This window comes from Marinovum sp. E3 (assembly GCF_055755275.1).
Window position 1 is genome coordinate 51,151 of record NZ_JBVTQV010000008.1, and the last position, 22,715, is coordinate 73,865.

19 protein-coding genes are annotated in these 22,715 nt (G+C 61.4%); 16 read left to right on the forward strand and 3 right to left on the reverse strand.

From position 1 onward, the window contains the following. Nucleotides 1–74 precede the first annotated feature (74 nt). The 8 genes from AC0J5K_RS22750 (at nt 75) to AC0J5K_RS22785 (ending at nt 9,704) form a co-directional block, all read left to right on the forward strand. Complete coding sequence (locus tag AC0J5K_RS22750) at nt 75–455, forward strand: DUF3768 domain-containing protein (protein WP_473010003.1); 381 nt, start codon at nt 75–77, stop codon at nt 453–455. 117 nt (nt 456–572) lie between these two features. Beyond that, entirely contained in the window at nt 573–869 is a 297-nt protein-coding gene (locus AC0J5K_RS22755) for a hypothetical protein (protein WP_420415696.1), read from the forward strand. Nucleotides 870–946: 77 nt separating this feature from the next. After that, a complete protein-coding gene (locus AC0J5K_RS22760) occupies nt 947–1,330 on the forward strand; it encodes a DUF6878 family protein (protein WP_473010004.1) in 384 nt (127 codons plus the stop codon). Nucleotide 1,331: 1 nt separating this feature from the next. Then, nucleotides 1,332–1,808, forward strand: a complete 477-nt coding sequence (locus tag AC0J5K_RS22765; RefSeq protein ID WP_473010005.1) for a DUF6915 family protein — start codon at nt 1,332–1,334, stop codon at nt 1,806–1,808. 102 nt (nt 1,809–1,910) lie between these two features. Further along, on the forward strand, nt 1,911–2,540 hold the full coding sequence (locus AC0J5K_RS22770; RefSeq protein WP_473010006.1) for a hypothetical protein: 630 nt from the start codon (nt 1,911–1,913) through the stop codon (nt 2,538–2,540). A gap of 513 nt (nt 2,541–3,053) precedes the next feature. Then, nucleotides 3,054–7,451 carry a strawberry notch-like NTP hydrolase domain-containing protein gene (locus AC0J5K_RS22775; protein WP_473010007.1) on the forward strand — a complete coding sequence of 1,466 codons (4,398 nt, stop codon included), beginning with the start codon at nt 3,054–3,056 and terminating at the stop codon, nt 7,449–7,451. Further along, nucleotides 7,448–8,494, forward strand: a complete 1,047-nt coding sequence (locus AC0J5K_RS22780; protein WP_473010008.1) for a DUF7146 domain-containing protein — start codon at nt 7,448–7,450, stop codon at nt 8,492–8,494. Before AC0J5K_RS22775 ends, AC0J5K_RS22780 begins: the two co-directional genes overlap by 4 nt. Before the next feature lie 298 nt (nt 8,495–8,792). After that, the gene (locus AC0J5K_RS22785) at nt 8,793–9,704 is read left to right on the forward strand and encodes a DUF2493 domain-containing protein (RefSeq protein WP_473010009.1); all 912 of its coding nucleotides are present in this window, start codon (nt 8,793–8,795) and stop codon (nt 9,702–9,704) included. 8 nt (nt 9,705–9,712) lie between these two features. Here the strand turns inward: AC0J5K_RS22785 and AC0J5K_RS22790 are convergent, their stop codons facing one another. After that, nucleotides 9,713–10,006, reverse strand: a complete 294-nt coding sequence (locus tag AC0J5K_RS22790; protein ID WP_473010010.1) for a helix-turn-helix domain-containing protein — start codon at nt 10,004–10,006, stop codon at nt 9,713–9,715. A 129-nt stretch (nt 10,007–10,135) separates the two neighbouring features. Here AC0J5K_RS22790 and AC0J5K_RS22795 point away from each other — a divergent pair, with 129 nt between their 5' ends. The 5 genes from AC0J5K_RS22795 to repC all read left to right on the forward strand — a co-directional run bounded on the left by AC0J5K_RS22795 (nt 10,136) and on the right by repC (nt 16,286). Continuing rightward, complete coding sequence (locus AC0J5K_RS22795) at nt 10,136–11,299, forward strand: ATP-binding protein (protein WP_473010011.1); 1,164 nt, start codon at nt 10,136–10,138, stop codon at nt 11,297–11,299. Nucleotides 11,300–11,856: 557 nt separating this feature from the next. Further along, a complete protein-coding gene (locus AC0J5K_RS22800; protein ID WP_473009970.1) occupies nt 11,857–12,195 on the forward strand; it encodes a DUF736 domain-containing protein in 339 nt (112 codons plus the stop codon). A gap of 209 nt (nt 12,196–12,404) precedes the next feature. Beyond that, on the forward strand, nt 12,405–13,760 hold the full coding sequence (locus AC0J5K_RS22805; protein WP_473010012.1) for a ParA family protein: 1,356 nt from the start codon (nt 12,405–12,407) through the stop codon (nt 13,758–13,760). Next, nucleotides 13,757–14,779, forward strand: coding sequence for a ParB N-terminal domain-containing protein (locus AC0J5K_RS22810; RefSeq protein WP_473010013.1), 1,023 nt, complete (start codon nt 13,757–13,759; stop codon nt 14,777–14,779). The genes AC0J5K_RS22805 and AC0J5K_RS22810 overlap by 4 nt, the downstream gene beginning before the upstream one ends. 226 nt (nt 14,780–15,005) lie before the next feature. Then, entirely contained in the window at nt 15,006–16,286 is a 1,281-nt protein-coding gene (gene repC, locus AC0J5K_RS22815) for a plasmid replication protein RepC (RefSeq protein WP_473010014.1), read from the forward strand. A 12-nt stretch (nt 16,287–16,298) separates the two neighbouring features. Here repC and AC0J5K_RS22820 read toward each other — a convergent pair whose 3' ends face one another. After that, nucleotides 16,299–17,396, reverse strand: a complete 1,098-nt coding sequence (locus tag AC0J5K_RS22820; RefSeq protein ID WP_473010015.1) for a tyrosine-type recombinase/integrase — start codon at nt 17,394–17,396, stop codon at nt 16,299–16,301. Between the two features lie 154 nt (nt 17,397–17,550). Here AC0J5K_RS22820 and AC0J5K_RS22825 point away from each other — a divergent pair, with 154 nt between their 5' ends. Genes AC0J5K_RS22825 through AC0J5K_RS22835 form a run of 3 tightly spaced genes read left to right on the forward strand, consistent with a single transcriptional unit; the run spans nt 17,551 to nt 21,084 of the window. Continuing rightward, a complete protein-coding gene (locus tag AC0J5K_RS22825) occupies nt 17,551–19,197 on the forward strand; it encodes a transposase (protein ID WP_473010016.1) in 1,647 nt (548 codons plus the stop codon). After that, nucleotides 19,184–20,068, forward strand: a complete 885-nt coding sequence (locus AC0J5K_RS22830; RefSeq protein WP_473010017.1) for a TniB family NTP-binding protein — start codon at nt 19,184–19,186, stop codon at nt 20,066–20,068. The genes AC0J5K_RS22825 and AC0J5K_RS22830 overlap by 14 nt, the downstream gene beginning before the upstream one ends. Continuing rightward, nucleotides 20,065–21,084, forward strand: a complete 1,020-nt coding sequence (locus AC0J5K_RS22835) for a TniQ family protein (protein ID WP_473010018.1) — start codon at nt 20,065–20,067, stop codon at nt 21,082–21,084. Before AC0J5K_RS22830 ends, AC0J5K_RS22835 begins: the two co-directional genes overlap by 4 nt. A 426-nt stretch (nt 21,085–21,510) precedes the next feature. Here AC0J5K_RS22835 and AC0J5K_RS22840 read toward each other — a convergent pair whose 3' ends face one another. Next, entirely contained in the window at nt 21,511–22,713 is a 1,203-nt protein-coding gene (locus AC0J5K_RS22840) for an IS91 family transposase (RefSeq protein WP_473010019.1), read from the reverse strand. Nucleotides 22,714–22,715 lie beyond the last annotated feature (2 nt).

A 22,715-nucleotide genomic window follows, 5' to 3' on the forward strand; every position in this document is an offset into this window, starting at 1 on the left:
GAGGGCGGCCCTTTCCGGCTGTCGGGTTGCCTACAGCCGATACCGGATCGGCTGGCCCGTCCCGGAGAAACCCCATGACCACCATCCTCGACCTCGACCCCGTTCAGGAAGCAGCGCTCATCGCCGCGCAGAACGATGCCTTTCGCCGTTCGATCCTCGGGAACAACCCCGCTGCCGATGCCCCGCAGGGCCAGTTTGTGATGACAGGTGGCGTCGCAGCACTCGGGCCCGATGCCCTGCTGGAACTGACCCGTCGCGTTGCCGCCTTCGACCGCTTCAACACCGACAGCGATCCCCATGGCTGGCACGAAATGGGGGTCATCGACTTTGAGGGCACGACGGTCTGGTTCAAGCTAGACCTCTATGACGCCGACTACCAATACGGCTCCCCCGTGCCGTCCGATCCCACGCAGACACGCCGGGTCCTGACCCTGCTGCTCCCTTCGGAATACTGACGACCTCTCTTCCCCAGCACCGCCCCGGACCGCTCTCACCTCGAGGGCGGTCCTTTCGCGCTGGCGGGTTTCAGCAGGTCGCGATGGTCGCGCCCCACCCGCCGCAGGAGACCAGATATGGCCAAGACACTCGACTACCAGATCACCCTCTACCCCGCGCATCGTGATGGCGCTTTTGTCGTCACCGAGTTCCAGATGATGGCGAGCTACCCCGAGAAGCGCATCCAGGCCGCGGGCATGGACGACCTGATCGGCAAGGTGACGCATTTCGCGATGGAGCATGGAGAGAGCTGCAGCGCCTCGGTGCGCTGCCTTGCCCCGCGCAAACCCCCGGGGTTCAAGCGCGCGACCGAGAACCTGTATTTCAACCTCGTCGACCGCACAGCCGAGAAGCGCCGCGCGGCGGCGGCCTGAAGCTCGTCCACAGGAAACTTACGGGGCGGCCTCGCTCGACGGTCGCCCTCCCCTCTCCGTTCGAAAGGAACCACAAGATGACACAAGCAACCGATTTCTATGCGCAGATGCTGGAGGCCCAACAACGTGCAGCCGAACGGCGGGTCGAGACCCGGGCAGCCCTGCTCGCCGAACTACGCGGCCTCGGCGTGACCGGCATTGAGGTGCAATATGAAGGCTATGGCGATTCCGGCAATGTTGAGGATGTCGTGATGACGCCGGATACGATCACACTGACCGAAGAGATGCGCCGCCGAGTGGAGGATTTCGGCTGGGACTTCGCCTATGCGCTGAGCCCCGGCTTCGAGAACAATGAAGGCGGATACGGAATACTGACCTGGGCACTCGAGTCCGACAAGATCGATGTCAGTCACTCGAACCGCTATATCGAGACTGAGACCACCGAACATGAGGGGCTCTGACATGGCACATCCCCTCCATCACGCCGAAAGCTCCGCCCGCCGTTTCGGCGGTGTGCCAGATGACTATCAGTTCGTGCATGACTGGTTCGACTCATCAAAGGAGCACCTAGGCCTCTTCGTTCACAGAGCCCAAAAACATCATACGGTCGGGATCTATGATGCCGAAAGACTGCTCGGTCGCAGCCTGACCAACAGCGCGGGGCGTGTCGTCCCGATCCGATGGATCGGCGAACAACATGTGCGCGAGGACTGCCAAGGGCGTATCCCCTCGCTGGGGGACTGGCTCGGTCGCATCCAGCCGGAGCCGTGGATGGCCAATGGCCGGATCGACAACGATCCCACGCAGATCGGCAGCGATCCGCGTGCGGACTGGATCCAAGCCGTCGCCAATCAGCAGACCCTGCTCGGGTTCGAGGACTGGCTGCTGAAAGTCTCGGTCGAGCACCTTCAGCATCGTCAGAACCGCGCCGCCGCCTGAAACCATAAGCGGCGCCTGCGGCCACGCCTTCCAACACTTTGCCGACCCGCTTGAGCCCTACCGGCTTGGCGGGTCGTTTTCGTTCAACGAGAGGAAATCCACATGCGATACCCAGTCCATGAAGAGGTCTACCAAGGCCATACGATCAAGATCTACCAAGATCCCGATCCTGAAAGCCCGCGCGAGTGGTCCAACCTCAGTACGCTGATTTGCTGGCACCGGCGCTATCGGCTGGGCGACAGTCATCGCTTCGACAATCCCGAAGCCTTCTTGCGCGACCTCGCGGGCGTCTCGGATCAGAGCGATCTCTCAATGGATCGCCTGCGCGGCCGCGCCGAGCGTACGGCAATCATTCTGCCCGTATTTCTCTACGACCATTCCGGCCTCGCGATGAACACCATCGGGTTCCACTGCCCCTGGGATTCCGGCCAGGTCGGTTTCGTCTATGTTACGCTCGAAGATGTGCGAAAAGAATTCGGTGTGAAACGCGCCACCAAGACGCTGCGCGAAAAGGCTGAAGACGTCTTACGTGGAGAGATCGTTGACTACGACGCCTATCTCGGCGGACGGGTCTATGGCTATGTCATCGAGCAGAACGGCGAGGAGGTTGATGCCTGCTGGGGGTTTGTTGGCGACTATGAGACGCATTGTTTGCCGGAGGCGCGGACTGCCGTTCCTCGGTCAGATCCACATGTGCCGCCCGCGACCGGCGCATTGACCGCTCCTCCATAGAATAACGTGCCGCGACACACCGGAGCGATGATGAGCCGCCGCTCAATCGCACGTATTGCTGCATTGCAGAAATGTCATAGCCTGTCCATTGTGCGGGCAGCATTGCCCCTATCTTTAATCCTGTGATCGGTTCTCTCCTCCTCCCTGAACCGTTCCGGAATATTTGGCGGCATCCACCTCCTCCCGGATGCCGCCTTTTTATTTGCAGATCCCCATTCTGAATTCTTGCGATTTCTCCTCGTTGGCCATTCGGTCCCCGAGCGTGCTGTGTGTCGGGTCCGTTTAGTTGGAGGTGCCTAAAGAGCAGGCACGGTCCTGTTCCTACAGCCTGGCATGGGTTTGCGCGACAACGCCCACAGCATCATCCCCAGATTCTGTGGATAAGCTCTCGTTGCCAAGACGTCGATTTTCGAGGCCATGAAAGAGCGAGAGACTGGGCGGGAGGGGTGACCCCTCCCGGGTGAGAGAGTGCGCACGGGGCTCGGGGCCAACCCTCAACCCCGGAGATTGCCGATGAACGCTCACCCCCATTCCGTCCCACTTGCAACCGATGCCGAGGCCCCTGCCCTACGTGCTTCTTGCGATTTTGCCCAAAACTTGATGCAGGCCGCATCCGCTCTTGTTCCGCAGCTTGAGGCGGGCAAGCCCATCGACGCGGCGTCTCTCCGCGCCGCCATGCAAGATATCTTCGGTGTCAGTGACACCAGCGGCGCCTGGGTCTGGAAGGACGCGTATGAGGCTGCCGAGGTCGCCCAAATCCTGATGCTCTCGCGCTATGGCGCTCTGATGCAGCGGCGGGCTGCCTCGCCACGAGCGTTTCTCAGCATGATCGAACGTCTCGCCGGTCTGGCACCGTCGCACACCCGGCGCTCCGAAAACAGCGTCCGTCTGCAACAGTTCTCGACCCCACTGCCTCTCGCGGCCATCGTCGCGCAAGCGGCAGGGTTTCGGAGCGACGACCTGGTGCTCGAGCCATCGGCCGGCACGGGGATGCTGGCGATCTTCGCCCGGATCGCTGGAGCGCGACTGGCGCTGAACGAGTTGTGTGAGACCCGCCGCGCCTTGCTGGGTCATTTGTTCCCGGATGCCGTCGTCTCAGACCACGATGCCGCGTCGATCGACGACAGGCTAGATCGGTCGATCACGCCATCGGTCATCGTGATGAACCCGCCCTTCTCCGCTGCCAATCATGTCGAGGGTAAGTTCCGGCAGGCCACCAGCCACCATGTTCTGTCCGCCTTGGAGCGCCTCGCGCCGGGCGGGCGTCTGGTCGTCATCACCGGCGAGAGCTTTCGCCCGTCGACGAAAAGCTTCCAATCGACATTCCAGCGGATTGGACAGGGCGCCGACGCCGTTTTTTCCGCCGCCATCGACGGCAAGGTCTTTGCGCGGCATGGCACCAAGATCGACACGCGGTTGACGGTGATCGACAAGCGGACTGTCGTCGCGGAGGAGGCCGCACGGGTTGACATCGAGGCTGCCTATCATCCGATCCGCGCGACCACGGCCGATCTTCTCACCGCAGTGCTCGCCCATTGCCCCGAGCGCCAGAGCCCTCCGCCCTGCCCGACGAGTTCGGCCCTGTCGGTTCCGTCTCGCCCGCCCCGCACCAACCTGAACGCCCTGCGCAACGCCGCACGCCAGGAAACCCGCGCCCTCGCCGAAGAACGCGCCAGGCATCCCTTTGACGACATAGAGACGGCCCCGCTCGACTACCTGCCAAAAGCCTGGAGCGAACCCGAGGGCGCGCTGCAGGACACGGTCTACGAGGCCTATGACCTTCAGGCGATCCAAATCGACGGTGCGGCGGAACATCCGGCAGCACTTGTGCAATCAGCGGCCATGGCCTCGGTCCCGCCACCCGTACCAACCTACCGCCCGCTCCTGCCGAAAACCCTTGTCGCGGACGGTCTCCTCTCCGCGCCGCAGCTCGAAAGTGTCATCTATGCGGGCAATGCGCATGAGACGCATCTCAAAGGCTGGTTCAAACGTGGCGAGATCGAGGGCCAGCTGATGGCAGCGGCCGAGGGCGACGACGGTGCCTTCCGCCTGCGCAAGGGCTGGTTTCTTGGCGATGGCACGGGCTGCGGCAAGGGGCGGCAGGTCGCGGGCATCATCCTCGACAACTGGTTACAGGGGCGCCGCCGGGCAGTCTGGGTCTCGAAGAGCGACAAGCTCATCGAAGATGCGCGCCGCGACTGGATGGCGCTCGGCGGTCGCGAAAGCGATATCGTGCCGCTGTCGAAGTTTCGCCAGGGCAGTGACATCCGTCTCCCAGAGGGCATCCTCTTCGTCACCTATGCCACGCTCCGCTCGGCTGAACGCGAGGGTAAGGCCTCCCGTCTCGACCAGGTGACATCCTGGCTCGGGGAAGGTTTCGACGGGGTCATCGCTTTCGACGAGAGCCACGCCATGGCGAATGCCGCCGGCGAAAAGTCCGGCCGCGGTGACAAAAAGGCCTCCCAGCAAGGTCTTGCGGGCCTCGCGCTGCAGAACGCCGTGCCCGATGCGCGGGTCCTCTACGTCTCGGCTACTGGCGCCACAGTCGTCGGCAATCTCGCCTATGCCTCGCGACTTGGGATCTGGGGAACCGGAGACTTCCCTTTTGTAACACGGGCAGCATTCGTTGCCGCGATGGAGGCGGGCGGAATCGCCGCCATGGAAATGATTTCACGCGATCTGAAGGCGCTCGGGCACTATCTTGCGCGCTCGCTCTCCTACGCGGGGGTCGAATACGAGATGCTGGTCCACGAGCTGACGCCCGCCCAGGTCGCGATCTATGACAGCTACGCTGATGCGTATCAGATCATCCACAACAACCTGGAGGCGGCGCTGCAGGCCTCGGGCATTTCCTCCGAAGCAGGCACACTGAACGCCCAGGCGAAATCCGCCGCGCGTTCGGCCTTCGAGAGCAACAAGCAGCGCTTCTTCAACCATCTCATTACCGCCATGAAGTGTCCCTCGCTGATCCGCGCCATCGAGGCCGACCTGGCGGCGGGTCATTCGGCGGTGATCCAGGTGGTCTCGACCAGCGAGGCGGTGATGGAACGGCGGCTCGAAGAGATCCCGCCTTCGGATTGGGACGATCTGCAGGTCGACTTCACGCCGCGCGAGAACATCATGGACTATCTGATGCATTCGTTCCCGACGCAGCTTTTCGAGCCCTACACCGACGAGAACGGCGATCTGCGATCTCGCCCTGCCCGCGATGGTGATGGCAACCCGATCATCTGCCGCGAGGCGGAGCGGCGGCGGGACGATCTGATCGAGCATCTTGGGGCGCTTGCTCCGGTGCAGGGCGCGCTCGACCAGATCCTCTGGCATTTCGGGGGCGATGCGGTGGCTGAGGTCACGGGGCGCAAGCGGCGCATCGTGACAACGCGCGAGGGGCGGCTCAAGGTCGAGAACCGCCCTGCCTCCTCCAACCTCGGCGAGACACAGGCGTTCATGGACGACACCAAGCGCATCCTGATCTTCTCCGATGCCGGGGGGACGGGGCGCAGCTATCACGCCGATCTTGGTGCGAAGAACCAGCGCCTGCGGGTGCATTTCCTTCTGGAGCCCGGCTGGAAGGCCGATAATGCGATCCAGGGGCTCGGGCGCACCAACCGGACCAATCAGGCGCAACCGCCGCTTTTCCGTCCGGTGGCGACCAATGTGAAGGGCGAGAAGCGGTTTCTCTCCACCATCGCACGCCGTCTCGATACGCTCGGGGCGATCACCAAGGGCCAACGTGAAACCGGCGGGCAGAACATGTTCCGCGCCGAGGACAATCTCGAGAGCCCCCACGCGCGGGCGGCGTTGCGGCAGTTCTTCTACAAACTGCGCGCGGGCAAAATCGAGGCCTGCTCCTACGCCAAGTTCCAGAAGATGACCGGGCTGACGCTCGATGAGGCGGATGGCACGATGAAGGAAAACCTGCCGCCGATACAGCAGTTCTTGAACCGTTGCCTCGCACTCCGGATCGACATGCAGGACGCGATCTTCGAGGCCTTCGGCGGGTTCCTCACGGCCATCATCGAGGATGCGCGCCAGGCGGGCACTTTGGACGTGGGTCTTGAGACCCTTCGGGCCGAGAAGTTCGAGATCGTCGATCGCAAGGTCATCTTCGAGCATGAAACGACGGGGGCGACGGCAACCGCCCTGACCGTGGAGCGCACGGATCGCAACGATCCGCTCACCCTACCCCGGGTCAAAGCCATCTGCGCCGATACGAAAGGCGCGACGCTCTGTTGGAACACGACCTCCAAACGCGCGGCCCTGATGGTGAAGGCGCCGGCATTTATGGACGAGGACGGTGTGCCGATTCTCCGGGTGAAGCTCCTACGTCCCATGGAGACCGAGATCCTCGTCGCCACCGAATTCTCGAAATCGCATTGGGAAGAGATCGACGACCGGACGTTCGAACAGCTCTGGCAGGCCGAGGTCGAGGCGGTGCCGGAGTTCACCACCTCGAAGACCACGCTGATCTGCGGGTTGCTCTTGCCGATCTGGGACCGCCTGCCCGCCGACAATATGCGCATCTATCGCCTGCAGACTGAAGATGGAGAACGCGCCATCGGGCGTCTTGTCAGTCAGGAGCAGCTTCTGAGTGTCTATGCGCGCCTTGGGCTCGACTGCCAGATCGAGATGACGCCGCAGGAGGCCTTCGCCGCGATAATGGAGGCCAAAACGACCCTGAGCCTCCTTGGCGGCTACCAGCTGCGCCGCTCGCTGGTCATGGGCCAACCGAGGCTCGAGCTGATCGGCGCGTCCGGCGCGGTCCTGCCCGGTCTGAAGGCCATGGGCTGTTTCACCGAGGTGATCCAGTGGAAGACGCGGGTGTTCATCCCGGTGGATAGCACCGACGTTCTCGCGCGGGTGCTCGCCGAGCATCCGGTTGGGGCCAGCGCAGCGGATGCCGCCGCATGAGTGCGCGGCGCAGCATCGCAGACCTCTCTGCCGATTTGGCAGACCGGGCCGAGAGTTTCTGCCGCCAGTATTTCCCCGAAGGGCGCAAGCAGGGCAACTATTGGCAGGTTGGCGACACTTCGGGCGCCAAAGGGCAGAGCCTTGCCATACGGCTGAAGGCTGAAACTGGTCGCAAGGCCGGGTCCTGGACCGACTTTGCGACGGGTGAGTATGGTGACCTGATCGACCTGCTGCATGAACGGCTTGGGTCGGTCACGCTGACGGAAACGCTGAGGGAGGCCCGGTCCTTCCTCGGCGAGGCCCCCTGCCCTGCCGTGCCCGGTGACACTCGCAAAGCTGAGCGCCCCAATGCAGGCATCAGCAAACGCATCGCGCGGGCGCGCAATCTCTTCGCCGCTGGCAAGCCCGTGCTTGGCACATTGGCCGCCACCTATTTGCAGGGGCGCAGCATCACGCGCCTCGGCCCGGCCCTCCGCTATCACCCGCGGGTCTTTCTGCGCCATGGCGAGGACGACCCTGATCTGCCGCAAAGGGCCCTTGCCCTGATCGCGAAGGTCACAGACAATCGGGGTCAGATCACCGGATGCGCACGGTTCTATCTCGACCCGTCGACCGGCGGATTGGCCGAGATCGAGAGCCCGAAGCGAATTCTCGGGCAGCTTCACGGGAACGCCATCCGTTTCTGGTCCGGCACCTCTCGCTCCGATCTCATCGTCGGTGAAGGTCTCGAAAACACGCTCACAGTCGGCACCGCTCTGCCGGAGTTTGACCTCGCGTCCTGTCTCACGGCCACCCATCTCGGCCTCTTCATCCCGCCGCCGGGCGTCAATCGCATCTGGATTGCGCGGGACAACGATGAGGCTGGACGAAATGCATCTATGAGATTGCGTAACCAACTGGAATCGCGTGGAATTATCTGTGGTGATCTCGTGCCGACCACAGGGGATTTCAACGACGATCTGCGGGCTTTTGGCAAAGATGCGCTGCGCCGGTCATTGCTTGAGGCCATGAAAGCACAAGGTCTGGAGATCGAGGACGGGTGACCGCCAACCACCCCGGTGACGTCCGGCAGGGCAAAGGTTCCGCAGATTCGATCTGATCCCGGTTGGATTGCGGGAGCGATGGACCGGCGGGTCGGGGCAGAGCGCCCCTCGCCCGGGCAGCAATGCGCCCCACACCAGAAAATTCCCCTGGCCCTTTGGGCCATTCCTCGCGGGAGCAATTTTCCGGCCCGCGGCGCATTCTCCGCTCTGCTCCGATCCTGGCGGATGCGGCCCGGTCGCCGCCGGTCCTGTTATCGCCCCATCCAAATCGGGTCAGATCAAACAGAGGAACCAGACAATGCCCCATCAGACAGACATCCCAGAGGACGCCGGCGTGACCTCCGCCATCCTCGACCACCTTGCACTTCATGGCGCAACACCGGGACCCGGCGAGACCGATCATCGCCCCCTGCCCCAGCCCGACGAGGTTGAGCTCGCCATGGCGACACTATTCGATACCACCATCGGCCTCCTCACCGGCAGCCAGTTGGAAGACAATCTCGAAGAGATGCTTTGGTCGCTCACCTCGATCTTTCATCGTCGGCTCACCCATATCCAGAAGCTTCTGGACGACAACGAATTCGAGGTCCGGGAAGGTCTGGCAATCCAGGACGGCTCCGAGGTCGCCTCGGTCGAGCTCGAGCGCCTCCAGATGATCGGGCTGAAACTCTGGGACCATCGTGACGCCTTCGAGCAGATGCGCGATCTCGCCATGGACCATTTCTCGGCCGCCACCGGCTCGCCCTGGCTGCCCCGCACCGGATCGAAGGTCTCGCACCGCGGCCTGACCTCCGCCGTGGTGGACAGTCGGGCTTACCTGTCGGCCAAGCGCCGCAAGGAGACCGAGGTGCACTGCCCCGAAGGCACGCGGATCGCGTTTTCGGGCGGGGACTATCACGCCTACGATCTGATCTGGTCCGTTCTCGATGCCACCTTTGCCAAATACCCCGACATGGTGCTTCTGCATGGAGGCACGCCCAAAGGTGCCGAGATGATCGCGGCCCGCTGGGCAGAAACCCGTGGTGTCACCCAGGTGGTCTTCAAACCTGACTGGAAGAGCCACGGCAAGGCCGCCCCCTTCAAACGCAACGACAAGATGCTCGAGACCATGCCCCAGGGTCTGATCGCCACGCCCGGTTCGGGCATCACCGAGAACATCGTCGATAAGGCCCGCAAACTCGGCATCCGTATCAAGAGGATCGGGGCTTAGGCCCCGGTTCACGCGCCGCGTAGCAGATCCTGCACCACGGATGGTTTTTTGGCGATCAAGGCAAGCAGAACCTGGGCTGGCCCCGTGGGGTGCCGACGTCCGTGCTCCCAGTTAAGAAGTGTGCCTTTCGCGACGCCAATGCTCTTCGCGAACTCGGCCTGGGACAGGCCCGTCCGTTGCCGGACTTCGGCGACATCGACCTCCGCCACGGACACTTCATGCACCTTCGCGCTTGCCAAGTCGCTATTCGCGAAGGCCAGAGCCTCTTCCAGGCCCTTGGATACAGATTTGAATGCACTCATTTTGCGTCGACGCTCCTTGGCCACGGCTGTTTTGCCGCGGTAGTAAGATACTTTGGCTTGAGCAACTAGCTATGGCCGTAGGCAAGATTAACCTTGCAAATCTTCCGTACCGTGGAGTAATTGCAAGGTATGTACAAACGCAAGACCCAACAATTCGTGCAGTCTTCCTTGGAGAGCCAAGCGGCTGTGGTCCTGCTCGGCCCCCGACAGGTCGGAAAAACAACGCTTGCACTCGACATCGCATCAGAGCGCCCATCCGTCTATCTCGACCTTGAGCGTGAAGCGGACAGGCAAATCCTGACTGAACCAGATCTCTATCTGGACGAACAGGCGGGCAAACTCGTCATCCTTGACGAGGTGCAGCAGATGCCTGACCTCTTCAAGACCTTGCGCGGCCAGATCGATCAGCGTCGGCGGGCTGGATTTCGGACGGGACAGTTCCTGCTATTGGGATCGGCGTCCAATATCCTCTTGCACCAAACGGCGGAATCCCTCGCCGGTCGTGTTCGATATGTTGAAATGCCTCCCTTGCAGCCTGACGAGGTGGGGGCGGATCAATTGAACTTGCTCTGGCTGCGCGGCGGCTTTCCCGACAGCTTTCAGGCCGCGAGCGATCGGGCAAGTATGGACTGGCGTCTGGATTTCCTGCGCACCTATCTGGAGCGAGACATCCCTGCCCTCGGACCTCGGATTCCGGCAGCGACCTTGCGGCGGTTCTGGACGATGCTTGCGCATGTCCAGGGCGGCCTTCTGAACGCCGCTGCTCTTGCCGAGGGATTGGGCGTGTCCGGCCAGACCGTTGGGCGCTACCTCGATCTGCTCGTCGATCTCATGCTGGTGAGACGCCTGCAGCCCTGGCACGAGAATGTCGGCAAGCGTCTGGTGAAATCGCCAAAGGTCTATGTGAGAGACAGCGGGATCGTGCATGCGCTGTTGGGCATCGGCACGACAGAGGGCTTGCTCGGGCACCCGGTCGTCGGTGGCAGTTGGGAAGGGTTCTGTATCGAGGCGCTTCTTGCTGCCGCCCCTTTAGGCACCGAACCTTTCTTCTATCGCACTTCGGCCGGTGCTGAACTCGACTTGGTTTTGCGTTTGCCAAGCGGCGACATCTGGGCTGTTGAGATCAAACGAACGACTGCACCAAAGGTTTCGAGAGGATTTCACACAGGGGCCGAGGACATTGGAGCCAACCGAAAGCTCCTGGTCTATGCCGGTGAGCATGAGGTCCCCGTCGCGAAGGACATTCGAGCGTTACCACTGGCATATGCAATCGAGTTGTTGAGCGCGCTATGACCTCGTTTTGATCTCTGGCTCAGGACACGCCCATTGGTCTGAGGATGACAGCGGCACGTGAAGCATTTCAGAGCCAGGTCTGGCCATTTGTCGGGCACCAGAGCGGATGAGTGTCTAGCAACTCGATGGCATCTGGCCGCCTGCAACTCCGAATGCGAACGCAAACGCCCCTGTGATTCCACGGAAGGATGGGCGAATGCCCTGCCGTTCCCATCGATTTATGATTTGAAGGCTTTGGTCTTCGAAGAGTCTTGAAGTTTGGATGGGTGGGGAGACGATCCCTACTCCTTGCAGCCTCTCTGTTTGCAGTTCACCCACCTTCCTTCGCGGCCACCGCACTTCTCCGGGTGTCTGAGTTGCATGACAAGCTGGTCGCAGCTGTCGTCCCGTCCACAAAGGTTGTCGCCGATCTTTTTCCCCTGCCCCTGCGGGTCATTCCTCGCGAGGCAAAAAGACCGGCGCCTGCCCCTCTCCAGCTCACGCTTCGCCTTCGGTGTGGCCGGGCCTTGGCCAGCTGCAAGGTGACCATCATTGCAACGCAAACAAGGAGAAGAGCAATGACCACGAACTGCATCAAATTCACCAGCGCCGACATCGAAACCGCCAAGGGCGTCGGCTCCATCTCGACCTTGACCTTCGACCTCGACATCACGGTCGAACCCGTCGCGAGCTCGAACCCGATGGCCCCCACGCACCGCGTCCTCGGCCGCTCTCCGCGCGGCAAGCTGGTCGAGTGCGGCGGCATCTGGAAGAAGCAGAACAAGGAGACCGGCGCCGACTACTACACGCTGACCATCCGCGACCACGGCTTCAACGCCAACCTCGGCAAGGCCGCGAACCAGGACGACCCGTCCCTGCAGGCCGTCATCCCCTGGGGTCCCAAAGACGCCGCGTGACGGCTAAGGCCGGTCGGTTCTCCACCGACCGGCCCATCAAATCTCCAATCTTGAACGCGTTCAAGATTGGAGATTTATGGGTCGTGGAGCTTCTAAATAAGCGCCTGAAACTCATAGGCGCGTGGTATCTTTATCTTTCATCCAAAACCGTGCTACCATAGCGGCAGAATCGAGTCGAACTCGGACCCAACCGAAGTCAGGGCTTAGGAATGAGCGGTAGTCTAGAACAGTTTTTGACGGACCTGTCACGTGGGCTTGAGCGCACGATGGTGGCAGTGAACAAGGAACTCACCTTGCGTCAGCGCATTAAGCGCACGTGGTCAATGCGCCAGTGCGCAAGGTTTCTGAACGTGAGTATTCAGTATCTAACTAAGTTCGCCAATTCGAGCGACGACTTTCCCGCGGGCGAGTATATTGGAAGAGAGCGCGTTTTCACGCTTTCCGAATTGATGCACATGCGGGCCCTTCTGGCGGCCTCGGCAAAGCGGCCCTACGACTACTTGGCCTGGCGCAAACCCGACGCCCCCTTGCCCGTCATTTCGTTTGCCAGTCAGAAAGGCGGCACCGCTAAGAGCCTGAGCGCCGCGCATTTTGCGCAGTATCTCAGTTTGCATTACGGCATGCGCGTTGGTGTCATGGATGCAGACCCGCAAAGCACGATAACGCTCTACTTTGTCGGGGGTGAAGGTCTGCCCCAGATGCCCGACGAAAACACCGCATCCATGGTGGACTTTGCCGGCCTCTTCCAGTCGGAAGAAGCGCCATACACCGATCACGATGCGCAGACGCTCGACAGTTTCTTTCTAAAGACCTCCTGGCCGGGGCTGCGTCTGCTGCCGGCACATGGCGAAACGTCTGAGGGAGAGATCCAGATTGCGCGCCTTGTGCGAGAGGCCCCCGCCGGAAAAAGCTTCTATCGCTACCTGCGCGATGCCCTTGATCGCTGGAAAGCGGGCCACCCGCCCAAAACGCTGCCCAACGAATTGGTGGTCGAGGGCAAGGTCGATCAGCAGCGGCTGGACGCTGCGCTGACCGAGACCCTCGATGTCATCATCATCGACTATCAACCCGCGTTGACACTTTTCCAGCTGAATAACGTGATTGCGTCGACTTCGCTGGTCATCCCGCAAACCATGAAGGGGTTTGACATCGCAACGCTGTCGACCTTTGTGACCGGTCTGCTGGGAATGCTTCAGCATATTCTGGCCCATGAACGGATCGAAATAGGAACCGGTGCCAACATGCTGTTGCCGACGATCGTCCAACGATCCAATGCGCAGGATCTGAACCACATCGGAAACCTGCTGGAACACTGCCCCACGGAAATTCTGCCGGTGTTTTATCTGCGTTCCGACGCGATCTCGAATGCGTCGGACGTCTATCAATCCGTATACGAATATGAACCGGACACGCCGGGAAAGCGCAAGGGGATCAACCGGTTCATCACGAATGCCGATGCCGTGAACGACGCCATAGTATCGCGACTCTGGCCGGGCCTCGAACGCGGCTACGCCAATACTTGGATGGACGAGTTCTATGAAGATGACGGCGAGGGTGAAGCATGAAACGCAGTATTCCAAGGTCGCTGATCAGCAAGACTACTAATCCCGACACATCCAAGGAGCACACGCCCGTTCCCGAAGGCCGGGCAGAAACGGGCGATGCTGTTTCTACTCCTTTCAAGGGGGCCGGCAGTGCTTGGAAATCAGGGGCGCTTGCACAATCGCAAGCCGCCGTGGAGCGAAGCAGAGCCGAGCTTTGCTCGGATATCTTAAACGGCCGCCACGAAATAAGCCTGTCGCCAGACCAGATATCAGATCCGATGGGGACAGACCGCCGTCAAGACTGGATGTCCCAGGAAGCATTCAGGTCTTTGGTAAACAGCATTGCCTCGAACGGGCAGGACACACCCATTCTTGTGTGGCCCGAGGATCCGGATTGGCAGCCGGATCCGTTGGAGCCGTCGAACGTCACTGGTGTCCCATTTGTCATGCTTACAGGACGCCGCCGACTGGCGGCCGCGTCGGAGTTGGGTTTACCTCTTCGTGCAATCCTCGCTTCGCCGGACGCGCGAAACGCCGAGAACAGCAAGTTTGAGATGTTGTTTCTGCGGTTCCGCGAGAATGAGGAGCGCGAGAATCTTAGCCCATTTGAGCGTTTGGTTTCGATTGGTGAAATGTATGAAACGCTGGCTTCTGGGGCAGACAAGCTGACAGCTGTGGCCTTCGCAAAGAAAATTGGCGTGCATGAGAGCCTAGTCTCACGAGCGAGGTCTGTCTTCGCTGCGCAGGATCAAATCTTGAACGCGTTCAAGAATGTCTACGACATGAGCTTTCGTGATTTGCAGGGAGCCTTAGCGAGCTTGGAGAGGGTGAACAAACCCAAGCTCAAACCGAAGGCAAAGCCCAGAAAGCTCACGGTCAAACGCAAGGTGGGCAACCGAAATCTTTCGGCGACTTCAGTCGATGGAAACCTATCCATCAAGGTTGCAGGTGTGCCGATAGACCAAGAGCGTCTCGAGAAGCTCGGAGATTTAGTCGCCGACTACTTGAGCGCCGAAGGTTCGGGGAAGGAAACCGTCTGACGACAATATCAGCGACATATTCTCCAGAACGACGAGGCAAGGAGCAAAAAGGAACGACAATCGAAGTAAAGGCAAAAGAAAAGCCCCCAAGCGGTGTGGCCTGAGAGCTGATCTTAATGGTTTGGTCGCCTTCAAGATAAGTCTCGCAGGATTCACTGTCAACGACGAACGCTCCTGAGCGAACGGCTTTCTTTTGCCTCCAATTGACCGGAGGTGAGAAACAGGCATGAAACATACAGGTTGGCGCAAGCCGACACCGGGTCTTGGGGTTGCAGAGCAACTTGCCCAAGCCGGTGAACAGGTAGCAGTACCCAAAACACGGGCGTTTGTCGCGGTGAAGCGCGTTGGGGCGTATATCGGCCTGAAGGCCGGCGACATGATGCTCCTCGATACGCTTGGAGCTTTCACGCAGGCCCACGACTGGGAGGAGGGGCAGCGTCCGATCGTCTGGGCGTCGAATGCGTATCTGATGGGGCAAACGGGCTTTTCGCTGTCGGCCCTCAAGCGCCACGCGCGGCGCCTGGCAGAGCTCGGCGTGATCTCCTTTCAGGATAGCCCCAATGGCAAGCGGTGGGGTCGCAGGGACGCTGAGGGGCGCATTGTCGAGGCCTATGGCTTTGATCTGTCTCCGCTTTCGGCCCGTGTCGAGGAGTTCGAGGAACTTCACGCCGAGCTGCAGGCCGAGCGCGAGCTCTGCCAGCGCCTGAAGCGTCAGATCACGGTGGCACGCCGGATGATCCGAGCCCGGATCGAGGCGGCTATCAGCAGCGCGCTGCGTGGGCCCTGGAGCCAATTCACGGGGCTCTTCGAGGAGCTTCTGGACCGGCTTCCGCGTCGCCATGAAGCCTCTGAGCAGTTGGAGCGACTACTGTCGTGGTTCAAGGAACTTCAGGAACGGGTCGAGATAGCGTACCTCAAAGCGACTGGCGCGGCAAAGCCTGTGGAAAACACCGATGATAAAGATGCCGAAGTCGCGAAGAAGACTCAAGAAATGAACCCCAGGGAGGTCATTTCCGAACCTCATATACTAACTACAAACAAACTTGATCCTGTAACTAGTAATTCCTCTGAAAAAGAGGAAGCGGCGGGTGTGGTGCCCAATGCGCCACCGGAAGAGCGGGTTGACAGGGAGCTGGAAGACTGGGTTGCCGAGGTGCGCAAGAAGCGGACAGCGCTCGACCTGCCGACAATCATGCAAGCCTGTCCGGAATTCGCATCCTGGGCGCGCAATATGGGTGGATTCCTGAAGGATTGGGGCGATCTGCACCGGGTTGCCGGTCAACTCAGGCCGATGATCGGGATCTCGGAGCATGCCTGGAACGTGGCGCAAGACCGAATGGGCACACAGGTGGCCACGGCCGCGTTTGCACTCGTCTTCGAGAAACACAGCGCGGGCGAGGTTGCCTCGCCGGGCGGCTATCTGCGTGGCATGGTAGAGAAAGCCGGGGCAGGGGAGCTGCATCTGGAGCGCAGCTTCTATGGCAGGCTCAGCGGGCGGGCGGCATGATAGGGCAGGGGCTCAAAGACCGGCGGCTTTGGTCAGATTCACCCGGAATCGGTCACGGCGGCGCTGGTAACGGCGGGTCATCTCGGCCGAGGCGTGGCCAAGCTGCTTCTGGACGTAGCGCTCGTCGACTTCGGCGGAGCTGGCGAGACCGGCGCGCAGCGAATGGCCGGAGAACAGCGCCAGGCGGTCTTTCTCAGGCAGGTCCGACCGGATGCCCGCGTCCAGGACCGTGCGCTTGATCAGCCGCGCAACGTGTTTGTCGTTCAGTCTCGTTTCCGATGCGCGTTTGCCATCCCGCGAGGTGCCGACGAAGACTGGCCCGAAGTCGATCTTTGCGAAGTGCAACCATTGCTCAAGCGCATGCACGGGGCAGGTTTGATCCTTCGAGCCGCGTCCGATCTCGACCTCACGCCAGCCGGTCTTGGCATTGAGGGTGAGCAGCGCGCCTTTGTCGAAGATCTCGATCCAGCCGCCCGAGTCCGGCGTGTCGTCTTTGTGCACGTCGAGGCTGACGATTTCGGAGCGGCGCAGACCGCCGGCGTAGCCCAAGAGCAGGATCGCCCGGTCCCGCAGCCCGCGCAGATCGTAGGGTAGGGTGGCCACCATCGCGAGGATTTCTTCAGCCAGGATCGCTTCCTTTTGCACCGGTGGGCGTGCGTGTTTACGCTTGATCCCGGCGAGCACGGTCGCGATGTGACGGTTCTTGCGATCGATCGCAAAGCCCCGTTGCGCATAGTTCCACGCAAGGCCGGAGAGGCGCCGGTCAATTGTCGAGACCGAAAGGGCAGGGGAGGGGCCCGACCCGGAGGCGAGATCGGCAAGGTAAAGCCCAATCAATTCCGGTGACGGAGGCAGCGGTTCCGCGCCCTTCATCCGGCACCAGCGTGCGAAATGCGCCCAGTCCTTTGCATATGCTTTCAGGGTGTTGTCGGAGGCTGCGGCGCGCGCATAGTCGCGCGCGGTATCGACGAGGCGATCAAGGCTGCCTGAGCCCGCGACATGGGAGGGCAGGGCGATCCCATCGCTTTTATCTTGATCTCTCTCGTCGTCCTGAGCGATACTAAACGCACCAGAGTTTGATGATGTCGACTTCTCGTCCTCTGAGGCCATTGTCGGACTGCCGGAATTTCTGAGATTTCGATGCATTTGTTTTCAAGGGTTTCCCGGTTCTTCATTTTTGAGATTGAGTCGGAGTTCATGAGACTGTACATGGATATGAGTCACTATTCGTGAGACTACACAGCATCCGTGCACCGTTCAAGTCATGTCCGATAGTCCCGTAGCCGACCAAGATTGGGAAGAAGCCGAGTTTCGCGCAAGAGTGCTTGCCGAGCTGCCGGAGCAGCTCACGGATTGTGACGTTGCTTGGGCGATGCGGCAGCTGGATGTGAGCCGGGCGACGGTCTATCGTTTGGCGAAGCAGTTTCGCGAAGATGCGCGGACCAGTGCACTTCTGCCGAACACGTCCGGCCCAAAGCCGGGCATGCAGCCGCTGGACCCGGCAGTAGAAGCGATTGTGGCCCACCATTTCAAAGACTTCTATGCCACACGGCGCAAACCGACCAAGACGCGGTTCTGGCGCGAGGTCGCGGCCGATTGCCAGGCGCGGGGGCTGGCACCACCCTCGATCCGCCGCCTGGGGCGTTGGCTGGGCCTGAGGGACCAGGCACGGCTCATGGCCAGACGCGAGGGCAAGGACAAAGCCGAACGCATTCACCTGGCCACGCCTGGTACGCTCACGGCGAAACACCCGCTCGACATCGTCCAGATCGACCACACCAGGGCCGATGTGACGGTGGTGGATCCGGTGACCCGGCACCCGCTTGGCCGACCGACGCTGACCGTGGCAATCGATGTGAACACCCGTGTGGTTCTGGGGTTTCACCTGTCTCTTGAGCCGCCCTCGCTTCTCTCCGTCGCGCTCTGTCTGACCCATGCGGTGATGGACAAGTCGCACTGGCTGGCGGCGCGTGGGATCGATACGGACTGGCCCGCGCATGGCATTCCGAGAGCAATTTACGTGGATAATGGCGCGGAATTCCACGCTCGGGCTTTTGAACGGGCATGTTCCGAATACCAGATCGACCTGCAGCACCGCCCGCCCGGCACGCCGCGCTATGGCGGGCATATCGAACGGCTCATCGGTACGATGATGGGTGCGGTGCACCTGCTGCCGGGCTCGCATTTCTCGAACATCTTCGAGCGGGGCGATCTCGACGCGGAAGCTGAGGCGGTGATGACGCTGCGGGAATTGGAAACCTGGCTCACGCTGGAAATCACCGGTTCCTACCATGCGCGGGTCCACAGCGCGCTGGAAACCACGCCCGCGGCGGCCTGGGCGGCGTATACGGACGAAGCCAGGCTCCGCATGCCCGCCGATCTTCGGCAGTTTCTGGTCGACTTCCTGCCCTCGGAGCAACGGGTCTTGCAGCGCGACGGCTTTCATCTCTTCCATATCCGCTACTGGTCGGACGAGCTGCGCTGGCTGATGGGCCGGGAGAGCCGCAAATACACGCTCAAATACGACCCGCGCGACCTCTCGCGCATATTCGTGCTGACCGAGGACGGGATCATCGAGGCGCGGCCTGCGGACCTGACCCGTCCCGCGATCACGCTCTGGGAGCACCGCGCGGCGCGGCGCGCCTTGCGCGAGGAAGGGCGCCGGTCGGTGGACGAGGAGCTGATCTTCCGGACGATACAGGCGCAGCGCGACCTCGTGGACAATGCAGAACGGCAAACCAAGGCGATGCGGCGCCATCAGGCCCGGCGGGCGCATCTGGAGCCACACCCGATGATCGACGTGACGCCGGTATCTAAGCTGTCGGATGCTCTCCCGGCGCCTGAAACGAAGCGCAATGCGCTCAAGGATCACCCGGGTTTCCATGTCGAGGAATGGTATGACGATGACTGAGTTTCCGCATCTTTATCCGGGAGCCGGCAGGATTGCCGCGCTCAGCGCCGAGGAGCGCATCTTACGCATCCGGGCCGATCGGTGGGTGTCCTATCCCCGGGCGGAGGCAGCCCTGGCCAAGCTCGAGACCTTGCTGTCTTTCCCGGAGCGCGCCCGGATGCCGAACCTGCTTTTGGTCGGCGAAAGCGGCATGGGCAAGACGATGATCATCGAGAAATTCACCCGCGATCATGGCTCGAGCTTCGACAACACGACCGGACGGCTGCACATGCCAGTCGTCGCGGTGCAGATGGTCTCGGGGCCAGATGAGACCCGCTTCTACCGCCGGATTCTGGCCGCCATCGGCGCTCCGGAACCACCTCGCGCAACGCTTTCCGTGCTGGAAAGCCTTGCCCTGCGGCTTCTCACCGAATTGCGCCCAAAGATGCTGGTGATCGATGAGATCCACAGCCTGCAGGCCGGCACAATTCGCGAACAGGCGCGGTTTCTCAACATGCTGCGCTTCCTCGGCAACGAACTGCGCGTACCGCTAGTCTGTGTTGGGACCGCCCAGGCCCGCAACGCGCTGCGCACTGATGCCCAGTTGGTACGCCGGTTCGAAGCCTTCGCCCTGCCGCCCTGGCAGGAAGGCGCGGATTTCACCGGGCTGATGAGCACGCTCACGCGCAGCCTTCCGCTGCGGCGCGAAAGCGAGATTGATGAGAAGGCGCTCGCGCGGATCATCAAGGTGACCGGCGGAATCACCTCAGGTATCTTTTCGATCATGTCGCAGCTGGCGATTGCCGCCATCGAAAGCGGCGAGGAACGTATCATGTCCCGCGACGTCCTGAGTGGCGACAGGTTGCAAGCTGCCCTGGGAGAACCGGTTTGACAGGAGAGCGCCGCCTGCCGGTCGTGTTCCCGCCGGAGACCGACGAGCGGTTGTCCTCCTGGATCGCACGAATGGCCCGTTTCTATGCCATGACCGTTCCCGAATTTCTGGCGGAACTTGGTTTGTCCGGGCGCGACGTTTTTGATCTAGAGTGGCGAATGTTGGAAGGGGAGGGGGCTCTGATCGCGGCCCGGGCCGGTCTTGCGCCCGAGGCCCTGCAGGCCATGACGTTTCAGGAATTCACCCCCGACGCCCGGATGATGATCACGCGCAAGGACCGGCATCACTGCCCGCTCTGCCCGGGCGATGTACACCGGAAATCGTTAGCATTGCCCTGGGTGTTTCGCTGTCCTGTTCACGGCGCAGACTTGCAGGATGCCACCGGCGCGACCTTGCCTGAGATGCTGGGAGACAAGAGGATGGCGGCTTTGGCGCCACATGCAAACGCCGGCACCGCCGTTCTCGACGCCTGGGCACGTGGTGCGGGGCAGGGGGCTCTGGGCGCGCCGGAAATGCTGGCCGTCCTGACAGCGCGCCACCGGCGCGCTTCGCCTCCCTCGCTGGCCGAGCAACCGCGCATGTCGCTCCAGACCCGGCGGGACTACCATGAATTTCTCACCATGCCGATCATCCGTCAGGCGCTGACAGTTGTGGTTCCCGAATACGATCAGGTGGCCCCGGTGCTGGCAAAACCTGTCCGCCCCGGGTTGCAGGGCCTGGCGCAGGGTTCGCTGTTGCAATCCTTTGCGCTGACAGTCGGGATCGGACGGATTGTCGAGAACCCGATCGATCAGGCGATTTTGGTTTTGCTGAACAGCGACGTGGACGGGCAGGGACGGGTCCAAGAGGCGCTTGAGAAATGGCCGCTCTCGTTGAGAAGACGCATCTCTGCCCGACTCTGGCGCGCTCAGCGCGATGAGAGAGAGCGCCTGCTTGCCGAAAAAGCCGCGAGACATCGCCAGTCTCACAAATACCGGCGCGTCCAGTCTCATGAATACCGTACCAGGATCTCATGAACCCCGGGCGGTTTTTCAGGGAAGCGCTTGAATCTCATGAATTCCGGCCATCCGACAGTGGGGCAGGCGGTTTTTTGGTGTTTTTGGTCATGGGCCCAAGCTAACCCGAATACGTCCGATAATGAAAAAGGTTTGTGGCCGCTGAATGCGCGTCATCCAGCGGCGATAAATCTGCCTTGGACGAAAGCGCGGGCAGATTTTGGGCCTATGGGAATTGCTCTGAAGGACTGAAGTCGGTGGCCGTCTGTGTTGCAGATTTTGGGGTGGGGTGGATGCCGAGTTCGACAAGGAACACCTGTCGTTCTTGCAAAACGAGGCTCTTTGCGCGCGCGGTTCCTGAGCGTTTCTCGTGCTTTCGAATTTGAGCCACACGGACCCGTGCGGTGCCGGGGCGCCGCAGGTCAAGACAAAGGTTCTGCCCTTGTTTCATGCGGCGGTTCTCCAAGGTGGCGAGCGAGATTTCGGGGTATGGCCGCGCTCGAAAGTCTCGATGACGACCATGCTGCCGCCGCATTCCGGGCACGTCAGACCCGAGGACTGTTCGTCCGGAAGGCCGGTCTTGTCGTCTGATGCTTCCTGGTCGTCGTGCGCCTCCGCGGCCAACAGTAATCTGACGGTTTCGAGCCTTGCGCGGCGGATGCCGTTGGCAAGGAAACCGGTATGGCGGATCCGGTGAAACCCCGGAGGCAGAACGTGGGTCAGGAAGCGGCGAATGAACTCCCCCGTTTCGAGACGCATGACCTTCTGGCGATTGCGGTTTCTGATCCTGTAGTCCTTCCATCGGAACGCAACCGTCTCGGCATCGGCGCTGACGAGGCGCGAATTCGGGATCGCCACCCTGTGCGTGTACCGGCTGAGATAGGCGAGAACTGCCCCGGGTCCTCCGAAGGGCGGTTTGGCGTATACCACCCATGCGGTCTTTTTGAGCGGTGCGAGGTGGGCCTTGAAGATGTCCGGGCTCGTCAGATGCGCCAGTTGCCCGGAGAAGGCCAGATTTCCGGACCGATGAAGAGCCATCAGTCCTTCCAGGAACAAACGCCGGAACAGACGGGACAGGACCCTCACGGGCAGGAAGAACCCCGGACGGCAAGCAATCCAGTGCTTGCCGCAGGGCGACAAGCCGCCGCCAGGCACGATGATGTGCACATGCGGGTGATGCGTCAGCGCCGATCCCCAGGAGTGCAGCACACTCGTCATTCCAATCGCCGCGCCCAGATGCTTGGGATCGGCGGCAATCGTCAGAAGCGTTCTTGAGGACGTCTTGAACAGAAGATCGTAGACAGCCGCCTTGTTCTGCAAGGCGATCTTGGCGATCGGTGCGGGCAGGGTGAAGACAACGTGGAAATATTCCACTGGCAAGAGGTCGGAGACCCGGGCCTGCATCCAGTGGTGGGCGGTGGCCCCCTGGCATTTCGGGCAATGCCGGTTGCGGCATGAATTGTAGGAGACGTGCTGGTGTCCGCATTTGGTGCAAGCCGCGACATGCCCGCCCAGAACCGCCGTCCGGCAGGTTTCAATTGCCGACATGACCTTGAGTTGCGCCTGGCTCAGGTGACCAGCATTGGCACGACGCCAGGCAGGTCCGTGGGCGCGGAAGATGTCCGCGACTTCGAGTGTTGGCCGGGACATTG